We start from the raw sequence: 15,836 nt of genomic DNA, 5'->3' as shown, positions 1-15,836 counted from the left end.
CGTCGTTGGGCGCGTTGTGGACGCCGTACGGGGTGGTGTCGGAGCGGCTGGGCGGCCAGGCAGATTTCCTGCCGTCGTGGGGTGAGCTGTCCGGTCGGGCGCCACGAGTGGCGGGGCTGGGGCGGGAACAGTGGGGGTTGGGTGGCCCGTGGTTGACGCGACAGTTCCGGAACGAGCTGGAGCGGGTGGCGCGGCTGTCGTGGGATCAGGCGGTGGAGCTGGCCGGTGCCTGGAACACCTGGGTGTCGGGGTTGGGGCCCAGCCAGGACTGGCAGGGGGTTCTCGATCGGGGGAACGAGTTCGTCGAGAGGGCGCGGGAGCTGGCCGGACACCGGCCTGGCGGCGACGTGGATCCCCCGGGCGAGATCGCGGTCGACATGGATCCGGTCGTGAATCTGGCCCAGATCGAGGAGATCTCGCCGTCGAGTACTGCCGCGTACGTCGCGGCAGCCGCGGTGACGGCCGACCACAGTGCCACCGAACCCGTCGGCGGCGAGCGGCGGGTGGAGGCGACGGAGGCCACCGTCGACGACGCCCCGCGGCTCGACTTCCTGTTCCCCGTCGGCACGTCGTTGCTCGCCGAGGTGAACGCCGCGCTGCCCGATGGGCTGAAGCTGACCGGCAACCCGGTCGCCGACGGCGGGGCGGACGGCGGTCCGGGCCGGACGACTACCGGGAACGACGCGGAGAAGGCGGCCGCCGGCACGGTCAGCCCGGTCCAGCCGAGCTTTGACCTGGCGGCAGCGCCGAAGTGGCGGACGTCCACTCCGGACTCGATGGCGACATCGGCGACGCCGCCTCCGCCGTACTTCCTCGGGCCCACGCCGGAAGTGATGCTGGGCGCCGACACCTGGTACCGCGTGGGCACGGCCGGAACAAGGGGCATCGGCCGGGTCGACTTCAGTGGAGACGGCCGGATGCGGTTGCTCGACGGCCGGATCATCGAGTCTGGGGGATGGCGCTGGTTCGGCGACCTGCTGGTGGATCCGGTCGAGATGCTGCTGTTGGAGTCGACCGGGATCGTGCATCGAGCCACGCCGCAGGAGGCGGCGGCCGCCGGCGGCGATGAAGTGCTGGTCAGCGCCGACCTGCTCGGGCTGAATGCGTGGACCCGGTCGGGCGACAGCTGGCGGGTGCTGTTCGAGCCGCTGCCGATGCGGCCGCTGCAGGGCCTGCTGACCGGGTCCGACCCATGGACCGCCGCACTCGACCAGGAGCAGCGGACCATGGTCGAGCTGACCCGGCGCAACGCGCTCGCCCGGGCCGACCAAGTCCCCACAGCGGACGCCGCTCGGCTGGTCCACGTCGTCGACCAGCTCGCTTCGTGGTCGCTGCGCCACGAGTCGGCGTTGTGGACGGCGATGAACGACCAGCCGCGCATCCTGCCTCCGGGCTTCGGCGACGTCGACCCGCACAGTCCGGACGGGGCTGACCGCCAGCTCGCGTTGGGCCACCACGGTCGGGTGCTGTCGGCCGGCACGTCGTCGCTGACCGATCCCCGGTCGATCGCCGAGCTGGCCGCGGCATCGCTTCCGGAAACCCTTGCCGCGTTGCGCGACCCGGTGCGGGACGCGGTGCTCGAGCGGCTGAGGATGTACGACACCCGGCTGTTCGTCGAGCAGATGATGCTCAAAGGCGGCGCGACGGTCGAGGTCCGGATTCCGGAGCCGGGCCGGGCCGGCCTGCGCCGCCTGCGGCCGAAGCGGGAACGCCGCTACGAGGTGGTGCTCAGGCTGGACCTGGGCAACCTGAACCTGGCCGAGTATGTGCGGCTGGTGGACGGCGAACGGGTGCGACCGGGCTTGGAGTGGCACATCCCGGTCAACGCCGACCACGAGGTCCAGGAACTCGCGCGTTGGGGGGTCTCCAACAGCCGCAAGGGGGTGCTCAGCGTCGGCACGGCTGACCTCGCCTCGGAGGGCAACTTCGCCGTCTCGGCCAACTTCGGCCCATTCGCGAGCAGCGGCCGCAGCTACGGGCAGGGCCTCGACTGGGTGTCGGCGACAAAGCGCTATCTTGACCTGTCCGGGCTGCCGGCCTACTTCGACTTCGGCGACGCGTCGGTGCGCACCGAGGTGCGCGAGTTGGTGCCACAGCCGCGCAGGCCGTCCCGGCTGTGGCTGGAGCGCCCCGAGCGTCAGCCCGGACCCGTCCAGGCCAACGAGTCGAAGCAGGTCCTGCGGGTCGAGTTCCCGGCTGAACTGGCACCGCCGCGCCCGGAGGGCGTGAGCGGTGTCCTGTCGTCGACTCCGCTGGTGTTGCCAGGATCGCAGTACGTCGGCGTAGGCCCCGCCTATTACCACGCCGCACTGGGCGATGGTCGGGCCGACGCCATGACGCGGGCGCTCGGCTACATCTTCACCGTCCCCGAGTCGGCCCCCGGCCTGGACCGACTCGAAGCAAAGGTCCTGCGAATTCTCAACGGTGACGAGAGGCGGTTGACCGCCGACGCGCAGGCCGAGATCTCCTGGTGGAGCAAGCCCGGGCTCCTGTGGATGTATCAGCACATCAAAGGAAAGGTCCGGCGAGTCCTCAGCGGCGGCGAGAGGCGGTTGACCGCCGACGCGCAGGCCGAGGTCTCCTGGTGGCTGAGCGAGCCCGCGTTCCTGCGGATGTATCAGGACATCATCGGGTCGACCGCGACCTCGCCGCTGGTCAGGAGCGGGAAGTCGCTTTCCCAGATCTCCTGGCGCGGGCGGCTGCTGGGCGCCCAAGCGGTCAGCCAGGAGGGCGTGTTCCTCAAGGAGGAGATCCAGCGGTTCACCAGCGGCCATGACGACAGTGCGGAGTCGGGTGGGGCCGGCTTCTCCGGCGGCGTGCGCCTGGAGGGACAGCTGGGCGATCCGCTGGCCGATGATCAGGCCGGCCTCAGCGTGGGCGGCGCGATCTCCGGATCGGCCGAGCACTCGTTTTCCCGCGGCACGCATGGCAACCAGGGCGCCGGCGACATCCGCGGCCTGGTCTACGCCGGCGACAGCATCCGGTACAAACTGACGCTGCACCTCACGGCGGACGTCGCGGCCAAGGCGAAGGGCGTCCCGCCGGAATCCAGCGTGGACGACGTCGTGGAGGTCTTCGTCCGGACGCCCGTCCAGCAACGGGCACGGTTCGAGAAGATGCTCCAGCTGGCTCTCAACGAACCGCAGGTCGACCCGAGGGACCGCTGGGCCGATCTGCCGGTCGACCGGGATCCGGTGCCGGACGACCCGGCCGAGGCCAAGGCCCAACAGGCGGCCGAGGCGCAGGAGCGGCACCCGCCGGCGGCGTTGGCCACCATGCAGAACATGGGCAAGTCGGCGCTGGAGCGGCTCGGCGGCGGCGAACAGGTGTTGCCCAACCTGTTCGAGATGCTCGATGAGGCCGAGAGCAAGGTGCTCGGCCCCCGGCGGCGCAGCCCGCTCGCCCAGGCGGCGCTGCGCCGGCGGATCAGTGCCAAGGCGACCCGGGAGGCGCTGCTCAATCACGGCCTCCAGGTGTTCAGCCGGAAGGGGTATACCTGGGTCGAGGCGCTGCCCGGAAGGGGCGGCACCGAGTACGTCACGTTCACCGTACGCGGCGACCGGGACGGCGATCCGGTCGGCAAGGGGAGGATCGCCAACGCCAAACTCGAGCTGATGCCGGCCGGCTTCGCTGGCATCGGCAACGACGACAAGGTGGCCGCGAGCGCCGGTGGCGGCTTCAAGTTCACGTTCCTGGCCAGGATTCCCTGGCTGCACTGGGCCTTCGGCGGATCGGCCGGAGCCAACCTCACCCGCGGTCAGGACGAGAGCACGTACGTCGGGGCGTCCGGCTTCCAGGTTCAGGCCATCCTCTACAAGGGGCCAGCCCGGTTCTTCGACTACTCCTCGTCGTTGCATCTCGAGGTGTCGGTCGATTTCCGGCGGGGCTGGCTCGAGCGGCTGATGCTGCCCTTGCGGATGGTGTGGCATCTGGTCCGAGGCCGGGGCTGGCAGCGGCACACGCGGGCTGAGGCCGCCGCCCGGGACCTTCCGGCATCGGCCCGGTGGGTGACCCCGGAGCACGCGACATCGACCGAGCCGATCTCGCCGGAGACCGCGGCTGCCACCGGCGCAGTGACGCACCTCAAGGACCACCCGGGCGGACTCACCGCCGACGAGCAGGCGGTGGCGCAACTGCGGGCGGACGCCGACGGCTTTGATCCGATCGGCCCCGACGACCTGGTGCTCGAGGTGCTGGGCGGCAAACACCTCTACGACGCCGTCGAGAAGTCGCTCCTCGCCGTGGACCAGGACAGGGCGCGATCCGGCTGGCAGGCCCCGCTGGACTTGATCACCGGTTGGCGCCGCCGCAGACGGATGACAACGACCCGCGCCACCCGGCTGGCGGCGATGGCCACCGACACCTCACACCTCAACGCGTCGTTCGTGCGTGGGCCCTCCACAATAGAAAAGGTCATGACCGTCAAGGGGCTGTTCTTCGACACCCAGTACGAGGTGATCCTGGAAAGCTTCCCGTTGCAGCGCCGGGAGAACGGCGAGCCGGTCAAGTTCATGAAGATGAAGGTGGACGAGGGCGGTCCGACGGTCGCGTACAACAAGGGCGTGACCGACGCGCTCAGCGCCGGTGCCGCGTTCTCCCTGGGCGCCACGCTCGGCGACCACTCGCACAACTATGAGAATCCGGGCAACGTGGGCTGGGCGACCCGCCACGGCACCGGCGAAGGCTACAACGCCCAGACCGGGCATCTCACCCAGATCACTCAGCACTACCAACCCAACGTGTCTAACGTGATCTGGCGGGTCAGCGTCTCCTCCCGGCAGAAGAACTGGCTCGGCAGTTTCTTCCGCCACCGCCAGACGCGTAACCTCAAGATCCAGGACGGGCTTGGCTTCTACCGGCCGGTGGTCCGTCGCAGAACCTCCTCGTCGGACTCGATCAGCGCGGTGAGTGCGCAGTCGTCCGTCCCCTCGATCGTCATCGAGCCGCCGTCCCCGCAACGCGGGCCCTCCCCCGAGCCGCCGGGGCTGACCCGGCAGGACTCGATCAGGTCGGAGACCGGGCGGCTCGCGGTGACGGGCTTCGCCCGGAAGGCGCGGTTCGCGAGCCCAGAGCCGGAGGAGGAGCCGCCATCGTCGCGCGGCTGGCGCAACTGGTCCCGTCGGCCGCGTGGGCAGTCGCGAGCCAGTACGGCCGGACAGTCCCGGGATAACACGGTCAACACCGTCACCGCGACCAACCATGCCTGGAAGCTGGGCCTGGGGCCCCTCGCGAGAGCGGCCCGGCCCGATGACGCGTCGTCGGTCCATCACGTGCCCGACTTCCCGGACACACTGGAGCGGGCCCCGATCGGCAGTGCGATCGACCACCTGCGCGCGGTACGGGACTCCGGCGGCGAACGGCCGCTCAACCCGACCGGGGAGCCGAACCCGCTGCTCGACGTGGTGACCCAGGTGCTGCCGAAGCGGTTCCGCAAGAGCCGCTGGACCATCGAGGGCCTGGCCGATCACCCGGGAGGCCGCCTTTCGGCGACCCTGAACCCAGGCACAGCCACCGCCCTCGGGGACACCCTGGTCGGCGGGCGGCTGAAGCTGGTCGCGACCCGGTCGCGACCGTTCTACCACGAGGCGGCGGTCATCGACCTGTCGCTGCAGCGCGACATCGGTGGAGTGGGCTACGGGCTGACCCACGTTCAGCCGGAGGTCAACTACGCGCGCTACGGCTTCCGGCTCAACACCAAATCGGTGTCGCGAGATCGAACGACCTCGAAGGACGTGGCCGCGGCTCCGTCGTTCACGGCAGCCGTGACGAACCTGATCAAATCCCTTGCGTTCGGACTGTCGTTCAAGCGGACTGCCGCTCGCGTCAAGGGGGAAGGGCTCACCACGACCGACGCCGCGCGGGACACGTTCTTCATGCCCGGCGCGGCCGGCCTGTATGAGAGCCGGGGTCGGGTCGTGGCCCGGATGGAGCTGGTCCGTGAACCGTCCCGGTTCGCCCGTACGGTGCTGCCGTGGCTCAGCACTCTGCTCGGTCGGGCGTTCAGCTCCACGCGGCAGCCCGCGCAGGCGCAGGCGGATGTCGACGAGGTCCTCGTCGTGCCGTTCGACCTCACCCGACCTGACATGCAGACGCGGCCCGCCTCGGCGTCCGGCGAGGTCGAGGAGCTGCCGGCCGGCAGCGACCTGCCGGCCGCGTCGCGGGTGCTGCCGGTCACGAAGGACCGGCTGCTCAGCCGCAACATGTTCGCCTTCGGCGTGGATCCGGAGCGGCTCAACGAGCTCCGCCGGCTCGCGCTGCGGCGGCTGCGCGGTGAGGATGTCAGCCCGGACGCGTCCGCGGGACGCCCGACCCGTTCGGTGCGTCGCCTGCTCGCGGCCGGTCAGCGCAGCAAGGACGCGGTCGAGATGTTGTTCAGCTATCCCGTGTTCACCCGGCAGCTGGAGAACTTCGTCAGCGCGGGCGGGCTGGAACCCACCCTGGTCGCCGACGGCGGACCGGTGACCGACAAGCGCGGGTCGGCAGGGATCCGGGTGAGGAAGCTGGCCAACGCGCGAGTGCTCAACTACGTCGACGGCTGGCACGAGTTCACCACCTACAACTTCACGGAGCACAAGCAGTCGCTCGGCCGGAGGGAGGCCGAAGCCCAGGACCTGCGCCTGGCCGCCGCACTGGGGGCGGTAAGTGTGACCGTCGGCGCGTCATTCACCCAGGGCGCGAGCGAGTCGTCGATGGCGGTGCTCAAGTCGCAGTGGCCGATGTACGGCTATCTGCTCGCCATGCCCTGGCTGCGGGTCGCGGTCGACGCGATCGTCGATGTGAAGGTGCAGGCTCGCAGCCGCCGCGGCCTGCTGCGCTCGTTCCGCCGGAGTCGGCCGACCGAAGGCACCTTCCTGGCCCCTGAGCTCTATGTTCTCGCCCTCTCACCGCAGGCGAGCCTCGAATTCGGCATCTTCCACCCGCGGGGCATTCCGACCCCGGCCGGCTATTACCTGCCCAGCCACGAGGTGTACACCGACCGCAGCGACACCGCTGAGGCCAGGTCGCGCCGGGCTGAGGAGCTGCACGCTGCCATGTCCTTTCCGAAGGTCGGCGGGGCACGGATCGTGCACGTGACGACCGAGATCGCCGCCGACGGAACGATCCGGTTCCAGCACGGGGGCCAGAAGCTGACGGTGGAGCAGTTCCACAGTGACGTGCTTGTGCCGCTCAACCTCGGCTCGGCCGAGAGTCTCGGTAACGACGTCCTCGCGATCGTCGGCTCGAACGTCAGCCGGCCGGGCAACACCCCGTCGGCTGCGCGGCAGCTCTTCGACCTGGTCGGTCGACCGGTCGTTGCCGCCACGAGCCGAGTCCACACGACTCCCGACGGCCACGTTCTGGCCGGTGAAATCCAGACGTTCGGCGGCCAGCAGTACATCGCCGACACGGGCCATTTCGTCGTTCACTGGCGTCCGGACCCCGACGCCGACCCCGACACCGCACCTGATGCGCGAGTGCGCTCGGTTCCGCTCTACGTCGACCTGGCCGACAGCCTGCGCGAGTTGGACGTCCAGACGCCGCAGAAGCCGGTGTTGCCACCCCTCGCGCCGTACGCGTGGGACGCTGACGCGGTCTCGGGTTCCGAGGGCGACGCGGTAGCCGGCTTCACCCCGGCACCGGGGGTCGCCCCGGCGCTGGCGTCGCTGAGCGCGCTGCCCTTCGCCAACGGTGTCGTCCTCATCCATCCCCTTGACTCGCCGCCCACGGCGGAGGCACTGGACGCGGCGGCTGCGGCGGTCACGCCGGCGGGCACGACAAGCATCGTCGCCGCCGAAGGAGTTGACCCGGTAAGCCTGCTCATCGCGATCAGCCGGATCATCCCGCAGCTGCCCCCGGACCGCCGCCAGGCGCTGCGGCTGCCGGCCGACCTCGGCCTGCCCGACCAACCCGGCCAGCTGTCATTGGCCGGTTCGATCGAGCGCCTGCACGACATTCCGGTCCGCACGGTGCTGGGGCCGGTGGAGAACAAGAACACCTTCGCCGAGCGAATCGTTCCCGATCTCCTCCAGGCCGACCCGGCGTCGGGCCGGCCGGTGGTCCACGTCATCGGTGGCCAGACCGGGGCCGGAAAGTCCGTCGTCACGCAGGCCCCCCGAGCCGAGATGCAGCAGCTGTCGGGCCGGCACGTCAACATCAACATGGACTTCTACACGTCCTATCATCCGAGCTACCAGCAGGCCCTGATCGACAATCCCGAGACGGCGAGCGCCCGGGTTCGGGAGGACACGCAACAGTGGTGGGAGGCGGCCCACGCCTACGCGATCACCCATCGCTACAACGTGCTCGTCGAATCGGCGATGGCGACCGAGGAGGAGTTCGAGGGCCTGATCCGTCAGTACCGCCAGGCCGGTTACGAGGTCCGGGTCGATCTGCTGGCCGTGCCCGAGTATGTCAGCGTCACCGGTATCCATCGGCGGGCCAACGAGGCGGAGCGCACCGGGCAGCCGAGACGGGTCGTCCCGCAGGCCGACCACGACCGGACGTTCGCGGGGGTGCTGCGGGGGGCCCGGGCGCTCGACGAGCAGGATCTGGCCGACCGGGTGCGGGTGCTGCGGCGCGACGGAACCGACGTGTACCACAACCAGCTCGGGTCCGACGGCGAATGGCCGACGCCCCCGAACGCCGCCGCGGTCGTGGCTCAGGAGCAGTTGCGATCCACCTCGGACGAGCGCAGGTGGCACGCGAACACCCTGGACACGCTGCTCCGCGGCCCCCGTCACGACGCGGTGAGAAAGCAGCTCGAGGGCCTCGAAACGCTCAGCCGGGCCGTCAACACACCACTGCCCTTCGACACGGTCCTGTCGCCCGACCCGGCGGCGCCACCGCTGCGCGACGTGCCCGCCGATCGGCTCGGCGCGGACTGGGTGAGCGCCTACGACGACCTGATGCGCGACATCATCGAGGCCGAGGCGGCCGACCAACAACGAGTGACTCTCAGGTTCCAGCGTGCGGTCGCGGGCATCGGGCGGCGCCGCTACATCGGCGGCGGCCGCTCGCGGGTCGAGCAGGTGCTCCTCGCGAGCTTCGGCGAGCAGCTGAGCCAGCGCCTCGGTGCCTGGGACACCACCGAGCGCGGGGTGGCGCTGATCCGCGACCACGTCGTAGACGTTCTGCGGGACGACATCGCCCGGTACCTCAACGGCGACGCTGACCACCCACTGACGGATTCCCTGGACGGCCTGGGAATTATCGACGTCGACGACCCCGTCGAGCGCCTACGTTTCATCGATGCGATCCGCGAGAACGGCCCGTGGGACCGTGACGCCAGCATGGCCATGGCTCACATTCAGCTGTCGGCGCTCGGGCTTGCCGCAGTGGTACTGGACCAGGCGAGGCCGCTGCACTACGGCCGGGAGGAGGTCCGACCGACGGCCTACCTGTGGGCTGCGCCGGACGGCATCGACGCGGTCACACCGGTGTCGCCGCACGACCCGGTGCGGGATGTTTCGGAGTTCGTGGAGGCCCGACCCGCTCCGGCGGCTCCGTCGCTAAACAGTCGGGTCGAGGAGCTCCTCGGTGGCTACGGCCTTCTCCTCGACGCGCGGTTTGATCGAGCTCGACGAGCGGCCGAGGCGGGCCAGCACTCGGCCACGCCGGCGCAGCTCGACCGCGCCCGCGACGCCTTTGTCGCAGCCCTCGACGAGCACGAGGAGTACCGGCTGGCGTCCACACTCGGCATCGTCCTACGGCAAGGCTTCCGGCTGCTGACGATGGTCATGTTGGACCCCGACCCCCAGGTCGTGGCGGCGCTCAAACGGCTCAACGACGAGTTCGGCACAACCTACCCGGTGGATGACCCGCTCCAGTTGGACGGTGTCATCGCGATGGCCGAGGAAACTGTGCGGAATCTCCAGTCGGCGGTCACGCTGAGCCCGTCGGAGGCCCGCGCGCTCCTCCGCAAGGAGTACGTCACCCCGCCCGAAGGTCCAGGACGGCAGCCGGACGGGCCGTCAACCACGGAAAGGAACCTGGACGGACATTTCGTCGACGTCTGGCTGGATCTGGACGTGGCCATGACCCGCCTGCCGGTCTGGGATCGCAACCAGATCAGCGAACTCGGGTGGGGCCGGTACCTGGTGGCCCGGACGAGCCCGAGCGAACTGCGCGCGGTGCTCGAAGGCGCGACGGGAGGTGCCTACGAACCAGAACACCTGTCGTCGACGTGGATATCCGGCCTGGCGCCGCTGCACGGCGTGACCTGGCGTGATGTCGCGAGCATCAGGATCCTCTGGGGCGTATGGGGAAATCAGCCCGCCTTGGGCGTCTTGAGCCGGCGTCAGGCCCAGGCCCTCGGTAGCGCTCTGCGGACGCGCACCGGCACCGCGGCTGTATATGTCAGCGAGAACATCAACGTGGGGGCGCACGCCACGTTCGACCAGTGGGTCGAGCAGCGCCTTCGGGACTGGTTCGACCTCGGGACGCGAGACGAGGTGGGCCCGGCCGAACTCGCCGCCGCCCAGCTGCTGGACGATCTGGTGGCCGGTCATCCGTGGGCACAGTTCGCCTCCCGCGCCGCGATGGATGCGCTGGCGACCGAGGTGGGCATCCGGCGCGACTCGCCGGACGAGGCCCGCGCTGAGCTGTTCGCGCGGGCCCGCGCACAGAGTGGCCGGGCGCCGTTCAGGAGCGAGGAGACGCTGACCGGACGGCTCGGTCTTCCGGCGTCGTCGGCGTTGGTGAATGAGTTCGTCAACGCTCGCGCAGAGGCCGCCGGCCTGGTGACCACGCCGCCCGACCTCGTCGCGGAGCTCGACAACTGGAGTTGGGTGTTGGCCGGGGCCGCGGCCGCCCGATCGGACCTGACCGCCGACGGCTATCTGCGCGATCTGGCCTTCGACCGTGCCGTGGACCGGGCTCAGGAAAAGCTCGACGCTGCACGCCGCCTGCGCGAGGAACACGCGGCCGCGATCGCCGAAGCGTTGCGGGGCACCGAGGGCGATCCCGCCGCCTTGAACGTGGTGGACATCCTTACTGCCGCGCTGAATCTCACCACGCACACCGCGGCGCTGCGAGAGGTGGACGCGTCAATCCGGGACCACCGCAAGTCGGTCAACCGTCTGTTCACCCGACACGCCGAGCTACTGCGGCCCGAGGGCGATGATCACCAGAACCGCGTCAACCGGTTCGGGTCCGCCGTCCTGGCCTTCCGCGAGCGGACGCGCTACCTTCGGCACTGGATCGACGCAGGCAAGGCCGCCGGGCGTGACGTGACCGCAGTGCGCCGCGACTGGGAGCGAGTTTCCCGGGAGGTCGATCGCGCCCGGGGCGTCGTGCGCCGCTGGCAGACCGAGACGCCCGCCGCGGGTGGGGCCGCGTACGAACTGCTCAAACTGTGGGCCGTGCGGCAGGCGGAGACCACGCTGGACGGCGACCTTCGCGCCCTGCAGGCCAGCCTGGAGTCGTGGTTGTCCGACCTCAAACCACCCACCCAGCAGGAGACCTCCCCCCTGCGTCGGCAGCTGCTCGGCCTCCGGCAGAGACTCTCCGACACCGCCGAGCACCGGGCGTCGGTCGACCGACGCGCAGACAACCTGCTGCAGGCCCTGGCCGTGGCCGGCGACGACGGAGAAGCGGGTCTCGACGTGTCTGCCCTGCGGGCGCGGATCGGCGGCGCTGTCGCCGACGTCGCGAACGCCGCCGCGCGGGCGCTGCCCCTCGACTCGGACACCAACCCGTACGACTACTCGCCGCACCAGGTGCGCGAGCACCATGCCTCGCTCACCGAGCAACTGCGGGCTGCTGAGGCCCTCGAGCAGGTGGTGACCGAGGGCGAGGAAGCCGCGCGTGGGGTCAGGGCGCCTGCCGGCCTGGTGCGGCAGATCGAGCAGCTCCGTGCCGAATGGTCCGCGCTCGACGAGGAGTTCGTTCCCGACGTGGCTCTCGGCCACTTGCGGGACGCGCTGGGAGCACTGACGGCGGCCGGGGTCGAGACGTCCTCGATCCAACGGGACATCGACGACGCGGAAGGCCGGGTAGCGAGCTGGCCGCAGCCTTCCGGGCGGCTGTTGCACGGCTGGATGTCAGGAGTCGACCTGCTCGATGCCCACCGGGACCTGATCGCGTTGCGGGCGGCGGTCGCTGCCGGCCGGGAATACCGCCGTCTCTTCGAGGGCTTGTTCGAGCAGGTCGAGCGCCTGCGCGCCGGCACACCGGTGACGCCGATCGAACCGCCGATCACCGCGTTGCTGGGCGGTCTTCCCGACACGTCCCTCGCCTTCACCGCCGAAGCCATCCCGATGCGGGTCGAGGCCGCGCCGGCGCCCACCTCGGACGACGCGGCCCACGTCGCGATCCTCGAACCGAACCGGGCGGCACTTCCGAGGACACGTCCGCGCCCGCCCGGAATCGTTGCCGAGGGCCACGTCACCGCGTTCCAGGAATTCCTGGCGGAATATCCGGAGTGGCAGGTCTCTGAGGAGGAGACCGACCGTCGGATCATCGACCTGACCTCGATCGCGGCCAATGTGAGGCTAGAAGATCACGTAGGTGTGCTGCGCGACGAGGTTGTCGTCGAGCGGCTCGACCTGCTGAGGCAGCTCTTTCCGTGGAACGAGGACCACGAGTACAGCGCATCCTTGCTCTCGGCGGTAAACGATCTGTTGCTTTCCACCGCGCTCGTGCCGACCCGCCAGAATGGCCACCGTCGAGAGGTCTTGCGCGTTCTGTCGCCCGATACGCTTTCCTCGGTGCTCCTAGGGCTTGTCGACGATGTGGACGAGGGTCGAGACCCGTTCGACGACTCGGGCACACTGGCCCACATCGGCTACCGGCCCAACCAAGCCCTGGCTGAGCGGCTGGCCCGGCTGAGCCTGCTCAACCTCCGGCCGGAGACGCGGCAGGAACTGCGCGCCGACCGGCTGCTCGAACTGGTTCTGGCCAGCGACGCCCTGGGTGAGATGATGCTCGTGGGTCAAACGCCCGGGTTCATCCCGTCCTTCGCCGCCGCGGCGGCCATCGACCAGGAGGTCCTGCTCCGGTCCTCGTCGCTGATCCCGGTCCTGCTCCTCATCGGGCGCCGGCTGGCCGACGCGATCGAGCGGAGTTTCGGGGCAGCCACCCCGAATCGTGGCCAGGTCGACGGGCCACGAGCGACGTTCACGCAGCACGCGATGCGCGAGATCGCCGACGCCAGGTCCGCGTTCAACCGCATCGAGCGTGCCCTGACATCCTTGCTCGACAGCGCCGCCGGCCCGGTGACCGTCGCCCGCGTCGGGGAGGTTCGGGTTGCGCTGATCGGTGACTGGCAAACGGCGATGCAGCGCGTGGCGCTCCTTCTCACGTCCCCCGCCCCGCGGGCGACCTGGCCCAGCCCGCTGGGCGGGGAACGCCCCTCGGTGCCCGGGGTGCTGAGGCGATCGCCGTCGCTGACCTCCTTGGCTTCCGTGCGAAGCCTGCCGGCCAGTGGCTCACGCCGTGTGCCGCGATTCGACACGAACGCCTATCGCCGACTGGTCTACCAGGTCTTCCGATTGCCTGGCGTCGTCGAGTGGCAGCTGATCAAGGGTGAAGCGTCCACAGATTTCCAGGCCGGGCGGAAGCTCTGGGATCGCGTGCGGAGCCTCGGGGCCATGCTGGTCGGTCCACCGGACGCACTGCGCTATGTGTCGGTGTTCACCTCCACCGCCGGGCCGATGTTCGAGGTGCTCGATTTCGAGTCGATGTTGGTACATCACATCCCCCAGCGCGAGATCGTGAAATGGGCCAGCACGCTTCCTCAGCCGGCAGCACCGGGTCGGGCCGTGCTCGCCGGTAACCTGACCTTCGCGGGGGGACGGCTGGTCGCGAGCGGTCAGCCGTGGTCGGCGGAGGACCTGCTCAATGCCGTACAGGTGAGCAGCTCCGGACCGGAGCGACACGTCGTCTGGTTCAACACCGGAGCCGACGGTAGCCACCGCAACCGAGCACATGCCGAACGGGCCGCACGGGCGTTGCCGGCGTCCGGCGAGCTGTGGCTCATGCTGAACGGCAACGGCGGGCAGATTTATGTAGACGGACGGGAGGTTTTCCCCGATGTCCTGGCCGACGTGCTGGTGGAACTCGGTCTGCGATTCTCGACGGCGGTCGTGCTGGCGGACGAAGCCGCGATAGGCGACTTCGTCGTCAACCTCCGCGCCAGTCTGGAAGCCGGTCTGGCGGCTGAGGAGAAGCCGGCCCTGGTGACGGTGCGGGCGACCAGGGCGCAGGTCGCGGTCGCGGCCGAGGGCACCGTGTTTGCCGTGATGGTGGCCCGTCGGGCGGACGGAACGCCCTATGTCACACGGTTGGCGGAATTCGAGGACACGAGCACCAGCCGGCCCGAATCGGTCGGGGGAGCGGCCTCCCTGCCGGCGGGCGCGGATCCGCTCGAACAGCGCGGAGCGATCATGCTCATGGGGGTCCTGCACCCGGTGCCGATGACCGGCGTGTCAGGTCACTTCGGCGATGTGCGCTTGGCAGCCGGTGAAGGTGTCGTGGCCATCGGTCAACGGCTCGGCCGACCGCCGATGTCCGGGCTGGCCCTGCTGCCCTACCTACGGTATGCCCGGCTGATTCTTGATCACCGCCGCTGGAACACGGTTCGGGACGGCCACGGCTCGTTCCACGTCGTGGTGCGGTCCAACGACAGCGGGGACCGGGTCATCGTGCCGGTGGCCGGTGGCGCCGAGCAGGCTCTCGACGCGGTCGGTCTGACCCGGGTGCTGTCCGACCCGAACAGCGACCGAACACCCGAGCTGCGCGTACGGATCGTTGTCGACGGTCCGGATCTGAGCGAGGAGTTCATCAACCTGCTCTCCCGGGAGCTCGAGGCGGGCCAGGGCAGGCCGGCCGCAGTGGAGCAGATCGCGCTGCCTCGGACGGGCGGGACCACCTCCGCGGTCGGCGGCGGTCGCGTTCCCGCCGGCCCGGGAAATGCCCCCGCTCGATCGGCACTACAACGGGGGAGTGAGCCACCGCTGACGCAGGCCGAGCGGAAGGCCGCGTTGGTGACTGAGTTCGGGCCCGAAGGTGCCGAACTGCTGCTGCTGGACGCGGCGGCGATCGTGCGACGGGTCGGCCTGGGGGTGCCAGAGGAATCCGATCTGGCCGCTGCGCATCCGGTGCTCGGCGCGCTTGGCGAGGCGACACGTTCCCGGCTGACCCCGGTTCAGGAGATCGAGCTGATCGTCGGGGACGCGCCGGTGCTGCTCGACGTCGCGGAGGCACTGCGGGCCGACTACCACGCCGCGGTGGCGATTGCCCGGGAGTTCGGTCGTCAACGACGCGGGCCGGATGCGGCGGAGCCGGCCGAGACGCTACCGATGCTGAACCGCCCGCTTGCGGCGCAGGCCGCCGTGTTGGCCGATGCGGGCCGCTACGCGGCGTGGACGGCGCCGGATGGGGACTGCTGGTTCAGTTCGGTCGGCCGTGCGGCGGCGGAGGTGAAGGAGCCGACGTCCCAGATCGCGAAATTGACCGCGTTGACCTCGCAGGAGCTGCGCCGTCACCTCGGCGACCTGCTCGACGGGTCACCGGAGCACAGCACGGCGCTCGCCGCCCTGGCCGGCTCGGTAGAGCGGTACCGGGCGTTCCGGGACGAGCTCAACCAGCCGGGGCAGTGGACGCACGAGCTGTGGGACGAGTTCCTGCGGATGGCGCCGGATCTGCTGGAGGTCCCGGTGTCGGTGCTCAACGTCGACGGGGTCGAGACCTTCTACGGACCGGACGGCGGACCGGTGCTACGCCTGGTGCGTCCGGGCAACCATTACATGCCGGCGTTGCGCTGGCCGTCGGCGCGCCTGTATTTCCCGGGGCCGGGTGCGGGGGCGGATGGGGTTGCCGGGGCGGCGCTTCCGGAGGTGGCTGGTTGGCTCGTCGTC

General features: G+C 70.1%; 1 protein-coding gene (running past one end of the window). It reads left to right on the top strand.

Annotated elements, in window-relative coordinates:
* Positions 1 to 15,836 carry part of the coding region annotated (locus tag AB0G14_RS20185) for a zeta toxin family protein (RefSeq protein ID WP_357699484.1) on the top strand (this coding region is incomplete at its 3' end). 33,367 nt of the annotated region lie to the left of the window's left edge, so 15,836 of the 49,203 annotated nt are shown.

Source organism: Micromonospora sp. NPDC023814, assembly GCF_040639595.1.
Classification (GTDB): Bacteria; Actinomycetota; Actinomycetes; order Mycobacteriales; family Micromonosporaceae; genus Micromonospora.
This window is presented reverse-complemented; position numbering and strand designations above follow the sequence as displayed.